This is a genomic window from Methylobacterium sp. B1 (genome assembly GCF_000333255.1).
Classification (GTDB): Bacteria; Pseudomonadota; Alphaproteobacteria; order Rhizobiales; family Beijerinckiaceae; genus Methylobacterium; species Methylobacterium fujisawaense.
In genome coordinates this window covers 1-16,066 of the sequence record NZ_BACT01000126.1, presented here as the reverse complement: position 1 = coordinate 16,066, position 16,066 = coordinate 1, and the positions used below count along the sequence as shown (strand labels likewise).

General features: G+C 72.3%; 13 protein-coding genes. 4 read left to right on the top strand and 9 right to left on the bottom strand.

Going from position 1 to position 16,066, the window contains the following annotated elements; all coding sequences use genetic code 11:
- Positions 1 to 2,381 (top strand): leucine--tRNA ligase (leuS, locus tag I53_RS03820; protein WP_043346849.1); only part of this gene is annotated, 2,381 nt, incomplete at its 5' end.
- A 264-nt stretch (positions 2,382 to 2,645) separates the two neighbouring features.
- Here leuS and I53_RS03815 read toward each other — a convergent pair.
- From I53_RS03815 to I53_RS03805, 3 genes are read right to left on the bottom strand one after another with little or no spacing between them, the layout of a single operon-like run.
- A complete protein-coding gene (locus I53_RS03815; protein ID WP_083935960.1) occupies positions 2,646 to 3,428 on the bottom strand; it encodes an ABC transporter substrate-binding protein in 783 nt (260 codons plus the stop codon).
- Positions 3,429 to 3,443: 15 nt separating this feature from the next.
- Positions 3,444 to 4,214, bottom strand: a complete 771-nt coding sequence (locus I53_RS03810) for a TerC family protein (RefSeq protein WP_043346844.1) — start codon at positions 4,212 to 4,214, stop codon at positions 3,444 to 3,446.
- Positions 4,211 to 5,164, bottom strand: coding sequence for a lipid kinase (locus tag I53_RS03805; protein WP_043346841.1), 954 nt, complete (start codon positions 5,162 to 5,164; stop codon positions 4,211 to 4,213). Before I53_RS03805 ends, I53_RS03810 begins: the two co-directional genes overlap by 4 nt.
- 293 nt (positions 5,165 to 5,457) lie before the next feature.
- Between I53_RS03805 and I53_RS03800 the strand changes: the two genes are divergently transcribed.
- Complete coding sequence (locus I53_RS03800) at positions 5,458 to 6,330, top strand: hypothetical protein (RefSeq protein ID WP_043346839.1); 873 nt, start codon at positions 5,458 to 5,460, stop codon at positions 6,328 to 6,330.
- Between the two features lie 1,446 nt (positions 6,331 to 7,776).
- Positions 7,777 to 8,817 carry an aldose epimerase family protein gene (locus tag I53_RS03790; RefSeq protein ID WP_043346837.1) on the top strand — a complete coding sequence of 347 codons (1,041 nt, stop codon included), beginning with the start codon at positions 7,777 to 7,779 and terminating at the stop codon, positions 8,815 to 8,817.
- A gap of 122 nt (positions 8,818 to 8,939) precedes the next feature.
- On the opposite strand, the gene I53_RS03785 is transcribed toward I53_RS03790, so the two are convergent.
- The 6 genes from I53_RS03785 to I53_RS03760 form a co-directional block, all read right to left on the bottom strand.
- A complete protein-coding gene (locus I53_RS03785; protein ID WP_043346836.1) occupies positions 8,940 to 9,656 on the bottom strand; it encodes a hypothetical protein in 717 nt (238 codons plus the stop codon).
- A 24-nt stretch (positions 9,657 to 9,680) separates the two neighbouring features.
- The gene (locus I53_RS03780; RefSeq protein ID WP_043346834.1) at positions 9,681 to 10,025 is read right to left on the bottom strand and encodes a hypothetical protein; all 345 of its coding nucleotides are present in this window, start codon (positions 10,023 to 10,025) and stop codon (positions 9,681 to 9,683) included.
- A 14-nt stretch (positions 10,026 to 10,039) separates the two neighbouring features.
- The gene (locus I53_RS03775) at positions 10,040 to 10,459 is read right to left on the bottom strand and encodes a hypothetical protein (RefSeq protein WP_043346832.1); all 420 of its coding nucleotides are present in this window, start codon (positions 10,457 to 10,459) and stop codon (positions 10,040 to 10,042) included.
- 129 nt (positions 10,460 to 10,588) lie between these two features.
- The gene (locus tag I53_RS03770; protein WP_043346830.1) at positions 10,589 to 11,107 is read right to left on the bottom strand and encodes an Hsp20/alpha crystallin family protein; all 519 of its coding nucleotides are present in this window, start codon (positions 11,105 to 11,107) and stop codon (positions 10,589 to 10,591) included.
- 121 nt (positions 11,108 to 11,228) lie between these two features.
- On the bottom strand, positions 11,229 to 11,711 hold the full coding sequence (locus I53_RS03765; protein WP_043346827.1) for an Hsp20 family protein: 483 nt from the start codon (positions 11,709 to 11,711) through the stop codon (positions 11,229 to 11,231).
- Positions 11,712 to 11,965: 254 nt separating this feature from the next.
- Positions 11,966 to 14,632: a DNA translocase FtsK gene (locus I53_RS03760; protein WP_043346824.1), complete on the bottom strand. Its 2,667-nt coding sequence runs from the start codon at positions 14,630 to 14,632 to the stop codon at positions 11,966 to 11,968.
- 168 nt (positions 14,633 to 14,800) lie between these two features.
- Here I53_RS03760 and mtnA point away from each other — a divergent pair, with 168 nt between their 5' ends.
- On the top strand, positions 14,801 to 15,904 hold the full coding sequence (gene mtnA / locus I53_RS03755) for an S-methyl-5-thioribose-1-phosphate isomerase (protein ID WP_043346823.1): 1,104 nt from the start codon (positions 14,801 to 14,803) through the stop codon (positions 15,902 to 15,904).
- The last annotated feature ends 162 nt before the right edge of the window (positions 15,905 to 16,066 follow it).

Here is a 16,066-nt window from a genome sequence, read left to right as displayed (position 1 = left end):
GCTTCAACGTGCTGCACCCTATGGGCTGGGACGCCTTCGGCCTGCCGGCCGAGAACGCCGCCATGGAGCGCAAGGTCAACCCGCGGGACTGGACCTACGCCAACATCGCGTCGATGCGCGACCAGTTGAAGGCCATGGGCCTGTCGCTGGACTGGAGCCGGGAGATCGCGACCTGCGATCCCGACTATTACAAGCATCAGCAGCGCATGTTCCTGGATTTCTTGGCGAAGGGCCTCGTGACCCGCCGCACCGCCAAGGTGAACTGGGACCCGGTGGACCACACCGTGCTCGCCAACGAGCAGGTGATCGACGGGCGCGGCTGGCGCTCCGGCGCCCTGGTGGAGCAGCGCGAGCTGACCCAGTGGTTCTTCAAGATCACCGATTTCGCCGAGGACCTGCTGACCGCGCTGGACGGGCTGGACCGCTGGCCGGAGAAGGTCCGGCTGATGCAGAAGAACTGGATCGGCCGCTCGGAGGGCCTGGAGGTTCTTTTCGCTCTTGTGCCGGATGCCCACGCCGCAGCTGCCCAACGTGCGGCGGATGGGGTCCTCCGTGACATCAAGGTCTACACCACGCGGCCCGACACCCTGTTCGGCGCCAAGTTCCTCGCCGTGGCCGCCGATCATCCGCTGGCGGCAGCGGTTGCCGCAACAAACCCCGCTCTCCAGGCCTTCATCGAAGAATGCCGGCGCACGGGTACGGCCCAGGCGGCGATCGACACGGCGGAAAAACTCGGCTTCGACACCGGCCTCACCGTCCGCCATCCCCTGGACCCGTCCTGGACGCTGCCGGTCTACGTGGCGAATTTCGTGCTGATGGAATACGGCACCGGCGCGGTGTTCGGCTGCCCGGCGCACGACCAGCGCGACCTCGATTTTTCGAACAAGTACGGGCTCGGCAACACGCCGGTGGTCTGTCCCGAGGGGCAGGATCCGGCGACCTTCGTCATCACCGACACCGCCTATGTCGAGGACGGGCGGATGATCAATTCGCGCTTCCTCGACGGCATGAGCACCGGGGAGGCCTTCGAGGCCGTGGCGCGGCGCCTGGAAGGGGAGGGGATCGCCAAGCGCAAGGTCCAGTTCCGCCTGCGCGACTGGGGCGTCTCCCGCCAGCGCTACTGGGGCTGCCCGATCCCGATCATCCACTGCGAGTCCTGCGGCCCGGTCCCGGTTCCGGTGTCCGACCTGCCGGTGAAGCTCCCCGAGGACGTCTCCTTCGATCAGCCCGGCAACCCGCTGGAGCGCGACGCGGCGTGGCGGAACGTGCCCTGCCCGCAATGCGGCGCGCCGGCCCGGCGCGAGACCGACACGATGGACACGTTCGTCGATTCGTCCTGGTACTACGCCCGCTTCACCGCGCCCTGGCTCACGGACGCGCCCACCGACCGCGCCGTGGTCGATCGCTGGCTGGCGGTGGACCAGTATATCGGCGGCATCGAGCACGCGATCCTGCACCTGCTCTACGCCCGGTTCTTCATGCGGGCGATGCGCGAGACCGGCTGGGCCGGCGTCTCCGAGCCCTTCGCCGGCCTGTTCACGCAGGGCATGGTCGTCCACGAAACCTACAAGGACGCGGCCGGCGCCTGGGTGCCCCCGGCCGAGATCCGCTTCGCCACGGAGGAGGGCGAGCGCCGCGCGTTTCACGTGAAAACTCAGGCGCCGATCACGATCGGCGCCATCGAGAAGATGTCGAAGTCGAAGAAGAACGTGGTCGACCCCGACGACATCATCGCGAGCTATGGGGCCGACACGGCGCGCTGGTTCATGCTCTCCGACTCGCCGCCGGAGCGCGACGTGATCTGGACCGAGGAGGGCGTGCAGGGCGCGGCCCGCTTCGTCCAGAAGGTCTGGCGGCTGGTCAACGCGGCCGTGCAGGCGACCGGCGACGGCGCCGCGGACCTGCCCCTGCGCAAGGCCGCCCACCGGGCGCTGGCCTCCGTGCAGGACGATATCGAGCGCCTGCGCTTCAACCGCTGCGTCGCCCACATCTACACCCTGGCCAACGCCCTGGAGGATGGCCTGCGCGGGCCGGTCTCGGGACAAGCGGCGCGGGAGGCCGCCGGCATCCTGGTCCAGCTCATCGCCCCGATGATGCCGCACCTCGCCGAGGAGTGCTGGTCCGTCCTCGGCCGCGGCGGCCTCGTGGCCCAGGCGCCCTGGCCCGAGACCGAGGCGGGGCTCCTCGTCGAGGACGAGATCACCTTGCCGGTCCAGATCAACGGCAAGAAGCGTGCGGACGTCACCGTGCCGCGCGATGCCGACGCCAAGGCTGTGGAGGCCGCGACCCTGGCGCTGGAGGCAGTCCAGAAGGTCCTGGAGGGCAAGGCGCCCCGCAAGGTCATCGTCGTGCCGGGGCGGATCGTGAACCTGGTGGTGTGAGGCGTCGATCTGCCGATCCCATCGGGAATCGACTCCATCCCACCCTCCATCCTCATCCTGAGGTGCCGGAGCGCAGCGGAGGCCTCGAAGGAGAGCTCCCGCCAGCCGGGCGATCCTGGGTGCCCTCCTTCGAGGCCCGCCGACGCGGGCACCTCAGGATGAGGGCACGGGTGAGGTCAGCGGATTCCAGGGCGAAGACGGCTCTGCCGGGCCTCTGTCACAGCGCCGGGTTGACGAAGGCCTCAGCGCGCCGCGTGACGCCCCTCAAGGCGCCGCCAACTCCGGGTCCTGCCCGCTGGCTTCCAGACCGCGCCGCACCAGTCCGTCCCGCTTCGCCTGCGCGATGAACGCGGCGAGGTAGGCGGCCCCGGCCGCGCGTCCGACCGGCAGGCCCATGGCCTGCGGGATCTCCATGAAGTGCCCCGGCAGCAATCGCACCTCCGGATGCGCCGCCGCGTAGGCGGCCAGCGGCTGATGCACGCCCGCCGCCACCTCCAACCCGTCCCGCACGAAGGCCGTCACCGCCTCGGCCGAGGTCGGTGCCCGCACCAGGGCCGCGTGCGTCAGGGCGCGGGTCAGGAACAGGTCGTAGGCGCTGCCGCGCCCCACCGAGACGCGTACGCCGTCGCGATCCACCGCCTCCGGGGACCGGAGCGGCGAGGCGGCCGGCACGAGGTAGCTGCCGGCGATCAGCACGTAGGGCTCGGTGAAGCTGATCCCCTCGGCGCGCTTGGGGTCGATCGCCAGGAAGCAGATGTCCCAGGTTCCGGAGCCCGCCGAGCCCGAAACCGCGCCCGCTCCCGGATAGGTGATGAACGCCACCGGCACCCCGAGCCGCGCCGCCAGGGCCCGGGCCAGATCCACCGAGACCCCCGCGGGCCCGTCCGGGCCTCCCTGAGCGAGCACCGGGTTGCCGAGATTGATCGCCGCCCGGAGCGTGCCTGTGGGGGCGAGGTCGTGCAGGACCGTCGGATCGGGTGCCATCGGTCTCGTCTCGGCATGTGCGGCGGCGGGGAGCAGCAGGAGGAGGGCTGCGCGGATCCACATGACGGTCGCTCCGCCTCAGGCGCGCCGCGCCGGCCCGGTCGACGCGGGGACGCCGTCCCGGGCGGGACGGCGGCGCCGGCGGGCCAGCATGTTGAGGCTCTCGACGCCGGCCGAGAAGGCCATGGCCGTGTAGACGTAGCCCTTCTGCACATGCGCGCCGAACCCCTCGGCGATCAGCGTCATGCCGATCATGATCAGGAAGCCGAGCGCCAGCATCACCACGCTGGGGTTTCGGGCGATGAAGGCCGAGAGCGGCTCGGCGGCGACCAGCATCACCACCACGGCGGCCACCACCGCCACCATCATCACCGGCACGTGCTCGGTCATGCCCACCGCGGTGATGATCGAGTCGACGGAGAAGACGAGGTCGAGGAGCAGGATCTGGCCGATCGCCGCGCCGAAGCCCAGGCTGCCCCCGGTCGGCCTGTCCGTCTCGGGCTCCGGATCCACCGTGTGGTGGATCTCCTTGGTGGCCTTCCACAGCAGGAACAGGCCGCCGCCGATCAGGATCAGGTCGCGCCAGGAGAAAGCCTGGCCGAGCACCGCGAAGACCGGTTCGGTCAGCTGCACGATGAACGCCACGGTGCCGAGCAGCCCCAGCCGCAGGATCAGCGCGAGCCCGATGCCGATACGCCGCGCCCGGGTCTGCTGGTCGGCCGGCAGCTTGTTGGTCAGGATCGAGATGAAGATCAGGTTGTCGATCCCGAGCACCACCTCCATCACCACCAGGGTGGCGAGGGCGGCCCAGACGGCCGGCTGGCTCGCGAGTTGGAGCAGGTCGGTCACAGGCTGGGGGCCTCACTGGTCGGGAACAAGCGGCTGCCCAGGGTGGTCAGGTCGAACGGGCTGGGGCCGCGCACCGGCTCGGGGGCCAGCACCCGCAGAATCTGCGGGAAGACCTTGAAGTGGGCGGGCGTGTGCGTGGTCAGCTCGCCGTCGGTGTTCACCGGCCGGGGTCTGCGGGTGGAGAGGCGGATCTCCTGCGCGTGGAACGCCCGCACGTCGGCCGCCCGTCCATGCGTGCCCCGCCGAAGCGCCGGGAGCAGCGTGATGAGCCGCCACCAGTGATCGATCTCCAGGCTGTAGAAATCCAGCTTGCCGTCATCCACCGCGGCCATCTCCTCGACGGTCATGCCGCCGCCGTAGTGGCGGCCATTGCCCACCGAGACCTGGATCGTGGTGACCTTCTCCACCGTGCCGTCATGCTCGATCGTCACGGTGAAGGGCCGGACACGGCGCAGCACGCGGACAGCCGCGACCGCGTAACCGAGCACGCCCCAGGTCTTCTTGGATTCCGCCGTGAGTTCGCCGGCGAGTTCGGCGGAGAAGCCGATGCTCGCCACGTTGAAGTAGTAGTGACCGTTGACCCAGCCGAGATCCACCGGCCGCGCCTCGGCGGCGGGGATGAAGCGGGCGGCCGCCAGGGGATCCAGCGGCAGGTTGAGGGAGCGGGCGAGGTCGTTGGCCGTGCCAAGCGGCAGGATGGCGAAGGGCAGGCCGGCCTCCACCAGAGCCGGGGCGGCGTAGTTCATGGTGCCGTCGCCGCCGCCGAGAATCACGAGGTCGACCGCGCCGGCGCGGTCGCGGATGACATCCCGGCAATCGGCCTCCGGCGACGGCTCCTCCGGCTCGATCCCGCCCTCCCGCAGGATGGCGCGCACCTCGTCGAGATCCAGGGCGCCATTGCGGGCCTTGGCGTTACAGATCAGCAGGGCCCGGCGCTGGCGCGTGCTCATCGTGTGCGTCCGGGACGGGTGCCGGACAGCGTTTCGGTCTCAGGTCGGGCCAAGGGATCCTCGGTGCACGGCGGCAAGGGGGTGCCAGGGGAACGCGGGAACGGCGAAAGGCCGAGACTGTCCCCGACTTGGTACCCAAACGCACGAACGCAACCCCATCATCCCCGCAATCCAGGGCTGGTCGCCGCCGCGCAGTCGGGCAGGATGTGACGCGCGCCCGAAGCCCCCGTGGAACCTCGCACTCACGCAGGCGCGTTCTCTCTCAGTCCGCCCCGGCCGCCAGGAAGGCACCGATGCCCGCCACACGTCCCACCCGTCCCCAGGCCCTCGTCCTGGGCTTGGTCCTGCCGCTCGCCATCGTGGGCTCTGCCGCGGCCCAGCAGCCGGGTGCTGCAGGCGGGGGCGGCTGGGTGGATCCGCCCCCGCGGGCGGCCGCGCCCGTTGCGGCTGCCCCGAAGGCCCCGCTCAAAGCCGCAGGCCCTCAGACCCAGGAGCCCGTCACCGCTCAGGCGAAAGCCCCGCCCGAAGGCGGGCGCGGCGCCGAGCCGCTCCGGCAGGCCGCCAGACCGGAACCGGGGGAGGATGCCCTGCCGAAGGCTGCGGCGACGCGGGGGCCGGGACCGAAGCGGGCCGCCGCCCTGGAGCGCCCGCCGGTCCGGGAATCCCTGCACCATCACGCGCGCCCTCAGCACCGGCTCGCCGAGACGCCGGCCGCGATGGTCCCGGCATCCGGCGTCTCGGCCGAGCGCGCCGCCGCCGCCCGGGCGCTGGCCACGAGCTACCTCGCCACCGTCTCGGGTTCGAGCGACACGATGGTCGATGCCGCGACCCGGTTCTACGCGACCCGCGTGCGCTTCTATGGGCGGCCGATCACCACGGCGGGCCTCGTGGCCGAGAAGCGCAGCTTCGTGCAGCGCTGGCCCGAGCGTCGCTACGAGCCGCGGGCGATGCGCGCCGCCTGCGATGCCGAGACCTGTACGATCCGCACGATCGTCGATTTCCGCACCGCCAATCCGGGGCGCGGCGCCGTCTCCAGCGGCGAGGCCGAGCTGATCTTGGAGGTCGGCTTCGCGGGCACGCGACCCTACATCCTCGGCGAGACCGGTCGCGTCCTGCGGCGGAGCATCCAGGCCGGAACCCTGGCCGCTTCGCCCGGCAAGGCGTAAGAGCCCCGGATCATGGTCCGCCGCCTCGCGGCGGGCAGGGGCGTGCGAGGTGGTGCGTCATGGGATCGGTCCCGGTGCTCGGGCGTTCCGTGAGGCGCCCCGGGCGGGCTTCGTCGGGAGGCACGGCCGGGCCTCCTTCACGCCGCGCGCGGTGATGCCGGGATCGGGTGTATGACGTCTTCGATGGTGGTGGGGAAACAGGCGGCGGAGCCGGCGCGTCCGGCCCTCGACGGTCCCGGCCGCCTCGCCCTGCGCGAGGCAATCCGGGCCGAGATCGCGCGGGCGCGCCCGCGCCCCGTGGCGGTCCGGACCCTCGAGCTCCTGGCCGAGGCCGCCTGCACCCCCGATGAGGCGGGAACCGGCCTCCGCGTGCTCGATCGACACGGTGCCGTGCGCCTGCGGGACGACACGTCCGAGCCGATGACCCTCGTGGATCTCGTGGCGGACCTGCGCGCCCGGCATCCGGCCCTGTTCCTGCCGCCCGAGCCCGAACCCGAATCGGCGCCGGAGGCCGCCGACGAGGCCCGCGATTCGTCCCTGCTGAGCGGCGCCTACGAGATGAAGGCCGCCACCGCGCGCTTCGTCGAAACCCAGTCCGAACGGGCCCGCTCCCTGGCGGAGCGCTCCTCCGAGCAGGGTCGGGTTCTGGCGCAGAGCGCCGCCGGCCGGTTCGCCACCCTGCGGACGAGCCTGCGCGGCCGGTTCGCCCGTCCCGCGACGGTCCGGACCGACGCGGCCACGGGGGCGAGCCCGGGGGTCGATCCGGCAACGGCCTGGAACAGCGGCCCCGGCCGCGTCGGAGAGTCCCTCCGTGACGGCTTCGGCCGTCTGCGCGACCGGTTCGGCCGCGGCGGAGACGGCGCGGACGAGGGCGCACGCCGGCAGCGCCGCCTGCTCCTGGGCGCCAGTGCCGGCACCCTGGCGGCGGTGATCGCCGCGGGCCTCGTCCTGGAGGGCCGTGCGCCCGATCCCGCGCGTCCCGCGGCCCCGGCCGCGCCCCGAACGGAGGCCCCGAACGGCGCCACCCCGAACAATCCCTCCTCCGGCGCCCCGGCGGCAGCCCCCGACACGGTCACGCCGCCCCCCGAAACCGGAGGCGAGTCCGAGCCCGACGCGCCGCTGCCGCCGAATGCCGTGACGGGACAGGCCCAAGTCATCGATACCGCGACCCTCAAGGTCGGCGGCAAGGTCGTGCATCTGTTCGGCGTCGAATGGGTGCGCGGCGGTCAGGCGGAGGAGTTGGCCCGGTACATCGGCAACCGGCCGGTGACCTGCCAGCCCGCCCCCGGCAGCACGACCATGAATTGCCTCGTGGACGGGCGCGACCTCTCCGAGGTGGTGCTGTTCAACGGTGGCGGTCGCGCCTCGCCGGAGGCGAGCCCCGAATGGTCGCGGCCGAAGATCACGCCCGGAGCGAACGGCTCGGCGTCTGGAAGCGCTAGACCGATGCCGGCCGAAGCGTTCGGCACCACCGCGGATGGCCGGCCGGTCACCCGCCATGTCCTGAGCCGGGACGGTCTGCGCGTCGCCATCATCGATTTCGGCGCGGCCGTCACGGCGATCGAGGTGCCCGACCGCGCCGGCCATTCGGCCAACGTCGTCTTCGGCCTCGACACCCTCGCGGCCTACGAGACGCTGAGCCCGAGCTTCGGCGCCATCGTCGGCCGCTACGCCAACCGCATCGCGGGCGGGCGCTTCAGCCTCGACGGGCAGAGCTATCGCCTGCCTGTGAACGAGGCGCCCAACACCCTCCACGGCGGCCCGGACAATTTCGGCCGGCGCCTGTGGCGGGCGGACCTCTCCGAGGCGACGCGCCTCGTCCTGAGCCGCCGCTCCCCGGACGGGGAAGAGGGATTTCCCGGCACCCTCGATGTCCGCGTGACGTACAGCCTTCCCGAGGACGGCGTGCTGCGCATCGATTACGCCGCCGTCACCGACCGGCCGACGGTCGTGAACCTCACCAACCACAGCTACTTCAACCTCGCCGGCGAGGGGACGGGCAGCGTCCTCGGCCACATCGTGCAGGTCGAAGCGGACGCATTCGCGCCGACGGACGCGACCCAGATCCCCACCGGCGCGCTCCAGCCGGTCGCCGGGACGCCGTTCGACTTCCGCACGCCCCGGGCCCTGAAGACCCGGATCCGCGAGGGGGACCCGCAGCTCGCCTACGCCAAGGGCTACGATCACACCTTCGTCCTGCGCGGGGCCGCAGGGACGCTGCGGCCGGCCGCCACCTGCATCGCCCCCGGCAGCGGGCGCCGGCTCGACGTCTGGACCACGCAGCCGGCGCTGCAGCTCTACAGCGGCAACAATCTCGACGGGCGGCTGATCGGGCCCTCCGGACGCATCTACCGGTCCGGGGATGGCGTCTGCTTCGAGACGCAGGGCTTTCCGGACGCGCCGAACCAGCCGGCCTTTCCCTCCGCGGTCCTGCGGCCGGGCGAGACCTTCGCGGCGACGACGGAGTTCCGGTTCTCGGTGGTGTGAGGGCGCGTCGCGCCAGCCTCACGCCTCCGTCAGGGCGCACACCGCCGGGCCGCAGCGCCCCGAGGGCCGAAGCCTGGATCGATCCGGGACCGGCCGATCCGGTCTGACGGCCGGCTCCGGCCTCACGCGGCCTGCGGACGTCCCCGCAGGCCGGGGATCGCGGCGGCCGGCGCGGCGGGATGCGGACGCCGCGTCTCGCCGAGCGCCAGTAGGGCAACCGTCACGGCGTCGAGCCGGGACGGCTCGCCATCGGCCATGCCCTCGGCGGCGGCGACCTCCTTCAGGTACTCGTCCCACGCCCAGCGCCGCAGGATTTCGCGCTTGCAGCTGGGCAGCAGCCGGGGATGATCGAGGACCGCGGCCGGCGTGGCGAACACCGCGGCCGGGTTGACCAGGGCTCGCTCCAGATCCGGCAGCCCCTCGGGCACGCGATCGTCCGCGGAACGACCCTGCGCCGTCGCGCGGACCTGCACGGGCGCCGCGTCCCGGTTCGAGCGCCAGACCCGCACAGTGCCTGGCCGACCGCGTCGGTCCGCCGGGTCGGGCGCGGGCCTGTCGGCGCGGCTCCGGCCCGCGGCAGAGGCTGCCGCCCGCTCCCCTGTCGGGCCTGTCAGCGCCTCCTCCGTGGCGGGCGTGCCGGTCTCGCCGGTCCGGCCCATCGGCGCCGCGATCTCCGGAGGCGTCGCCCGCTCGACGGCGAGGCCGCCCCTCTCGGCCCGGGCGGGGCCGGATGTCTCGACCGAGCGCCCGCCGTGGCGGATCGGCGCCCGGCGGCCAGCGCGCCTCGTTGCGCCCGCGAGCGGCGTGTCGTCTCCGAGTCCGATCGTACGATCCTGCATGGTTGCCTCCCTGTTGAGGCGCGCTCAGCCGCCGAAGAGACCGAGCCGCGCCGCCGATTGCACGCCGAAGCTCGCCGCGAACGAGAGCAGCGCGGCGTCCCAGGCAGTCAGATGCGGGGTTTTGGCCGGCGGCCCGGCCTGCGTGATCGCAAGACCGAGCCACACGAAGCCCGACAGGCTCAGCAGCACGGCCAGCACCCAGGGCAGGGCCGGTGACGGGCAGAGCGCGGCCAAAGCGACGCACAGCGCGGCGGACAGGATCCAGCGGCCCAGCACAGCCCAGTCGGTCGCCTGCACCGGCCCGCCACGCCGGCCATGCCGCAACCGGGATACGCGCCTGTGCCCACCCCTCAGGTCGAAGGTTGCCATCGGACGCCTCCGGCTCAGTTCAGCTGAGGCTCGCGCCCGGTCGGACCGCGCCGCCAGCGGCGGGTGAACGCCGCGGGGAAGAGCGGCTTGGGCGGCGCCGGAGAGACGGGCGGGGCCGAACCCTCGTCGAGCGCCTGGAGCGCGTCCAGGATCGCGTCGAGCGGCACGGGCTCGGCCCGGCAACCGGGCAAGCAGCGCAGCGCCGGACAGGACTCGACCGCCCGTGCGTCGGAGGCCCAGGAGGCCAGGATCGCCCGCTTCTCGGCGTGCGACAGGCCCGGATAGCGCAGCACCTCTCGGGGATGCCGGAAGACGTCGCCCGGCGCCACGAAGGCGTCGAACGGCTCGACCGCCTGCGGTCTCAGGGTGGCGGCCGCCACCGGACCGAGGCGCTCGATCTCGGGATGGATGGACGTCGTATCGATCGGCTGCATGCAACCCTCCTCGTCGTGAGCAAAGGCAGGGGCAGCCGGCACGTTGATCGGGACGCACCGGCGGCCGCATCATGCGTTCAGGTCTGCGGCCGCCGGGGCGGCCGCAGGCAAGGTCGATCCAAAGCCGGCTCAGTGCTTGGCGGCCGGCGCGCCGGTAGCGTTGATCGCGATGCGCCGACGGCGTTCCGGCGCCTCGGCGGCCCGCGGCAGCGTCACGGTGAGCACGCCGTTGCGGAACGTCGCCTCGGCCTTGTCCTCCTCCACCGGCACGGGGAGGGCGATCGACCGCTCGAAACGGCCGTAGCTGCGCTCGGAATAGCCGCGCGCCCTGTCGGTGGTCTCGGCACGCTTCTCGCCCTTCAAGGTCAGGACACCGTCCGCGATGAGGAGTTCGACGTCCTTCTCGTCGAGGCCGGGAAGCTCGGCGGAGACGCGCAGCGCCCCGTCCGCCTCCACCAGTTCGACCTGCGGCCAGCCGATGCCGCGGCTCGCGAGGCTCGGCACGCCGCCGAACCCGCTGAACACGTCGTCGAACAGGCGGTTCATCTCCCGGTGCAGCGTCAGGAACGGGCTGGCCGGCTCCTGCGACAGGGCGGTGGGCGCCGGGGCCGTGCTGCGGCTCCAGGGAATCAGATCTCTCACGCTCATGGTCCATTCTCCAGCGCATGCGATGCAGTCGTGGGAACAGGCCCGCGGCGGGTCCGCGGACCCGTGAGGGATGTCATGCGTGTCGGCACGGGGTGCCCGGACGCGCGGCCCGGGCCGCCGATCAGGCTGCCTTGGCGTCGCGGGCGATCTGAGCCGGGGCGTTGTCCTGGCCGGACGCGGCCGTCGTGCCGCCGATGGCGATGCGGCGGGGCTTGAGCGCCTCCGGCACCTCGCGCTTCAGCGCGACGGTGAGCAGGCCGTTCTCCAGGGACGCGCCCACGACCGTCACGTGCTCGGCCAGATTGAAGGTCTGGCGGAAGGTGCGCGCCGCGATGCCGCGGTGGAGGTAGTGCCTCTCGCCCTCCTGGGCGGCCTTCTGACCGGACACCAGGAGCGTGGTGTCCTGCTGGGTCAGCTCGATCTCCTCGGGCGTGAAGCCCGCCACCGCCATGGTGATGCGATACTGGTCCTCGGCGACCTTCTCGATGTTGTAGGGCGGCCAAGCGGCCGAAGGCTCGACGCGCTCAGCCTGATTGAGCAGCTCGAACAGGCGGTCGAACCCGATGGACGACCGGAACAGGGGCGAAACGTCGTAAGTCCTCATAACCACATCCTCCGACGAGCAACGTGACTACAAGCGACGCCGGACACCGTGTCCGGCGCCCTCACCGCGAGCCCGTTTCCGGGCCTCGCACGCGCGTAACGTGCCGGGGGAGGTCGGGTTCCAGGCCGAGCGAAAATTTTTGACCGCGACGCTGCAGGCTGTCGGACCGGGCATTCCGGCCCCAAGAGATCAGGATGAGGCCGGGGACTGGGACGGGCGCCGGACCGGAACCGGCGGCACCGGCGCCCGCACGCTCAGCCGACCGCCTCCTCCACCAGGATCTCGCGCTTGCCGGCATGGTTGGCCGGACCGACGATGCCCTCGATCTCCATCCGCTCCATGAGCGAGGCGGCGCGGTTGTAGCCGATCTGCAGGCGGCGCTGGATGTAGCTCGTCGACGCCTTCTGGTCGCGCAGCACCACCTGCACGGCCTGATCGTAGAGATCGCCGCCGGCCTCGCCGAAGGAGCCCTGGTCGAACACGGCGCCGTCGAGTTCGAGTTCCGCCGCGCCGGCCTTCCCCTTCCCGGCCCGTTCGCCGCCCTTCTCGGGCGCGCCCTCCTCGTCATCCGCCGTGACGGCGTCGAGGTAGCTGGGGCGGCCCTGGCGCTTGAGATGCGCCACGACGGTCTCGACCTCGCTGTCCGAGCAGAACGGCCCGTGCACCCGGGTCGTGCGCCCGCCGCCGGCCATGAACAGCATGTCGCCCTGGCCCAGAAGCTGCTCCGCGCCCATCTCACCCAGGATCGTGCGCGAGTCGATCTTGCTCGTCACCTGGAAGCTGATCCGGGTCGGGAAGTTCGCCTTGATCGTGCCGGTGATCACGTCCACCGAAGGCCGCTGCGTCGCCATGATCAGGTGGATGCCCGCCGCCCGCGCCATCTGCGCCAGACGCTGGATCGCCCCCTCGATGTCCTTGCCGGCCACCATCATCAGGTCGGCCATCTCGTCGACCACGATCACGATGTACGGCAGCGGCGCCAGATCCATCGCCTCGTCCTCGTAGACCGCCTCGCCGGTGTGGCGGTCGAAGCCGGTCTGCACGGTCCGGGTCAGCACCTCGCCGCGCGCCGCCGCCTCGGCGACCCGGGCGTTGTAGCCGTCGATGTTCCGGACGGCGATCTTGGCCATTTTCTTGTAGCGCTCCTCCATCTCGCGCACCGCCCATTTGAGGGCGATCACCGCCTTCTTGGGGTCGGTGACCACGGGGGAGAGCAGGTGCGGGATGCCGTCGTAGACCGACAGCTCCAGCATCTTCGGATCGACCATGATCAGCCGGCACTCCTCCGGCTTCAGCCGGTAGAGCAGGCTGAGGATCATGGTGTTGATCGCCACCGACTTGCCCGAGCCGGTGGTGCCGGCCACCAGCAGGTGCGGCATGCGCGCGAGGTCGGCGATGATCGGCTCGCCGCCGATGTTCTTGCCCAGGCACAGGGCCAGCTTGTGCTTGCTCTCGGCGAAATCCGTGGAGGCCAGGAGCTCGCGCAGATACACCGTCTCGCGCTTGGCGTTCGGCAGTTCGATGCCGATGGCGTTCCGGCCGGGCACCACCGCGACGCGGGCCGAGACCGCCGACATCGACCGGGCGATGTCGTCGGCGAGCGCGATGACGCGGCTGGACTTGGTGCCCGGTGCCGGCTCCAGCTCGTAGAGGGTGACGACCGGGCCCGGCCGCACCGCCAGGATGTCGCCGCGCACGCCGAAATCGCCCAGCGTCGCCTCGAGGAGCGTGGCGTTCTGCTCCAGGGCGTCCGCCGAGATCAGGCTCGCCTGGGACGGGCCGCGGGGGGCGGCCAGCAGGTCGAGGGCGGGCAGGGCGTAATCCTCCGGGCGGACGGGCGGCGCGGGCGCGCGGCGCGCCGGCACCGGCGCGGCCGGGGGCGGAGCGACCCGGGAGGCGGTGGGTTCGGAGCGCGGCGGGACCGGGCTCTGCGGCGCCTCGAACGCCTCCAGCTCGTCCTCCGCATCGACCTGCGGCGCCGCGATTCGGCGGGCGGTCGTGGCCGGGGGGCCGTCCTCGGGCGCCTCGAAGACCGGCTCGCGCCGACCCGGCCCCGGCGCCCGTCCCTCGGGCAGGTGGTCGGCCCAGGGCAGATCCGCATCCGTGAAGGCGCGCCGGGCCGCGAGGGCCGGCGAGGCACTGTCGATCGGCTCGGCCCGGCCGGCGCGCCATGCCGCGATCCGGTCCGCCGCGGCGACGCGCAGGCCCATCAGCCCCTGCGCCAGGGCGCCGACACCCACGAGGCCGAGGCTCGGCTCGTCGGAATCCTCGCGCTCGTCGCGGGCCGATTCCCGGCCGCGCGCCGGGGCGCGGCGGACGGGATAGGGGTCGTCGTGCAGGCTTTCCTCCTCGACGGCGCCGAAGCGGCAGGCACCGGTCAGGCTGAGGATCGCCACCGCCGCGTAGCCGAAGCCGACGAGATGGGCCGCCGCGGACGAGACCGCCCCGACGATCACCCGCGCCATCGACAGCAGGCCGTCGCCGGCCACGCCGCCGAGGCCGGTGGGCAGCGGCCAGCGGGTCGTCGGCGGGAGCGCGCTCGCCACCGCACTGGCGGCGCAGAAGCCGATGATCCAGAGCGCGATGCGCAGGCCGCCCTCGGGCAGGTTGCGCTCGCGCATCAGCCGGATGCCCCAGAGGACCGGCGGCAGCACGAAGGCCAGGGAGCCCAGGCCCAGGATCTGCATGGCGAGATCGGCCACGACGGCGCCCGGCTGGCCGAGGACGTTGTGGGCGGCGTGGTCGGTGGCGTGGTTGAGGCTCGGGTCGTCGATCGACCACGTGGCCAGGGCCACGGTCAGCGCGACCGCGCCGGTGAAGAGCACGAAACCGCCGAGTTCCGTCAGGCGCTTGCCCAGGAAGGGGCGAACGCTGTCGACGAAAGTCTCGTAGGGCGATGCGGGACGGCGAAGCGAGCGCATGCGGGACCGGACGCAAGACGGGGACTTACGCCCGAGGCTAGGCATGACCGCCTTAACGACCTGCTAAGGTTGAGGAAGGCTCACCGGCGCCCGGCCGGGCCTCCTCGGGCCGTCGCGATCCCGCCCGGGAGGATGCAAAAGCCGCCCCGCTGTGGCACAGGAGCGGCCATGAATATCGACGGCCAGCCCTACCGCACGATCTTCCCGGACCCGGACGGCGTCAGCGTCCAGGTGATCGACCAGACCCGCCTGCCCTTCGCGTTCGAGCTGAAGCGCCTCGCCACGCTGGAGGACGCCGCGGTGGCGATCCGCACGATGATCGTGCGGGGCGCACCCCTGATCGGCGTCACGGCCGCCTACGGGCTGGCGCTGGCCATGCGGGCGGATGCCTCCCACGACGGGATCGACCGGGCGGTGGCGACGCTCGCGGCGACACGTCCGACCGCCATCAACCTGCGCTGGGCGCTGGATCGGGTCTCCACCAACCTGCGGCAGGTTGCGCCGGACGAGCGCTTCGCCCGCGCCTTCGCGGAGGCCGGCCGCATCGCCGAGGAGGACGTGGCGAGCTGCCGCGCCATCGGCGCCCATGGCAGCCAGGTCATCGCCGACCTGCATAGGGCCAAGGGCGGCGACAGACCGGTCACCGTGCTGACCCACTGCAATGCCGGCTGGCTCGCCACGGTGGATTGGGGCACGGCGCTGGCGCCGATCTACGCCGCCCACGAGCGGGGGGTGCCGGTGCATGTCCTGGTCGACGAGACCCGGCCGCGCAGCCAGGGTGCCGCGCTCACGGCCTTCGAGCTGAACGGCCACGGCGTGCCGCACACGGTCATCGCCGACAATGCCGGCGGCCACCTCATGCAGCACGGCGGCGTCGACCTGTGCATCGTCGGCTCGGACCGGACCACGGCGAGCGGCGACGTCTGCAACAAGATCGGCACCTACCTGAAGGCGCTGGCGGCCCACGACAACGGCGTGCCGTTCTACGCCGCCCTGCCGTTCTCGACCATCGACTGGACCCTCGACGACGGGGTCAAGGAGATCCCGATCGAGGAGCGCGACGGGCGCGAGGTCACCCATATGACCGGACGGCTGCCCGATGGCGGCTTCGCCACGATCGAGGTGGTCTCCCCCGGCAGTCCCGTGGCGAATCCCGCCTTCGACGTGACCCCGGCCCGGCTGGTGACCGGCATCATCACCGAACGCGGCATCTGCGAGGCCAGCGCCGAGGGGTTGTACGGGCTCTATCCGGAGCGCCGGAAGGCGGCGTGAGCCGCCTCACCGCACCCCGGGCCGGCCCGATTCCGCGAGCTGCTGCGCCCGGGCGCCCTGGCGCTCGAACATCCAGCCCGGATATTCCGGCGGCAGGGCGCTCACCGCATCGAGGGCGTCGAGTTCCGCGTCGCTGAAGCTGATTCGGTCGCCGCGATGTTG

Excerpts from the sequence above, each read along its gene's own strand:
- I53_RS03775 (WP_043346832.1), bottom strand. The coding sequence starts at position 10,459 with ATGCAGCCGATCGATACGACGTCCATCCATCCCGAGATCGAGCGCCTC.
- I53_RS03790 (WP_043346837.1), top strand. The coding sequence starts at position 7,777 with ATGCCGGCCGAAGCGTTCGGCACCACCGCGGATGGCCGGCCGGTCACC.
- I53_RS03805 (WP_043346841.1), bottom strand. The coding sequence starts at position 5,164 with ATGAGCACGCGCCAGCGCCGGGCCCTGCTGATCTGTAACGCCAAGGCC.
- I53_RS03800 (WP_043346839.1), top strand. The coding sequence starts at position 5,458 with ATGCCCGCCACACGTCCCACCCGTCCCCAGGCCCTCGTCCTGGGCTTG.
- I53_RS03780 (WP_043346834.1), bottom strand. The coding sequence starts at position 10,025 with ATGGCAACCTTCGACCTGAGGGGTGGGCACAGGCGCGTATCCCGGTTG.
- I53_RS03815 (WP_083935960.1), bottom strand. The coding sequence starts at position 3,428 with ATGTGGATCCGCGCAGCCCTCCTCCTGCTGCTCCCCGCCGCCGCACAT.
- mtnA (WP_043346823.1), top strand. The coding sequence starts at position 14,801 with ATGAATATCGACGGCCAGCCCTACCGCACGATCTTCCCGGACCCGGAC.
- I53_RS03760 (WP_043346824.1), bottom strand. The coding sequence starts at position 14,632 with ATGCGCTCGCTTCGCCGTCCCGCATCGCCCTACGAGACTTTCGTCGAC.
- I53_RS03770 (WP_043346830.1), bottom strand. The coding sequence starts at position 11,107 with ATGAGCGTGAGAGATCTGATTCCCTGGAGCCGCAGCACGGCCCCGGCG.
- I53_RS03785 (WP_043346836.1), bottom strand. The coding sequence starts at position 9,656 with ATGCAGGATCGTACGATCGGACTCGGAGACGACACGCCGCTCGCGGGC.
- I53_RS03765 (WP_043346827.1), bottom strand. The coding sequence starts at position 11,711 with ATGAGGACTTACGACGTTTCGCCCCTGTTCCGGTCGTCCATCGGGTTC.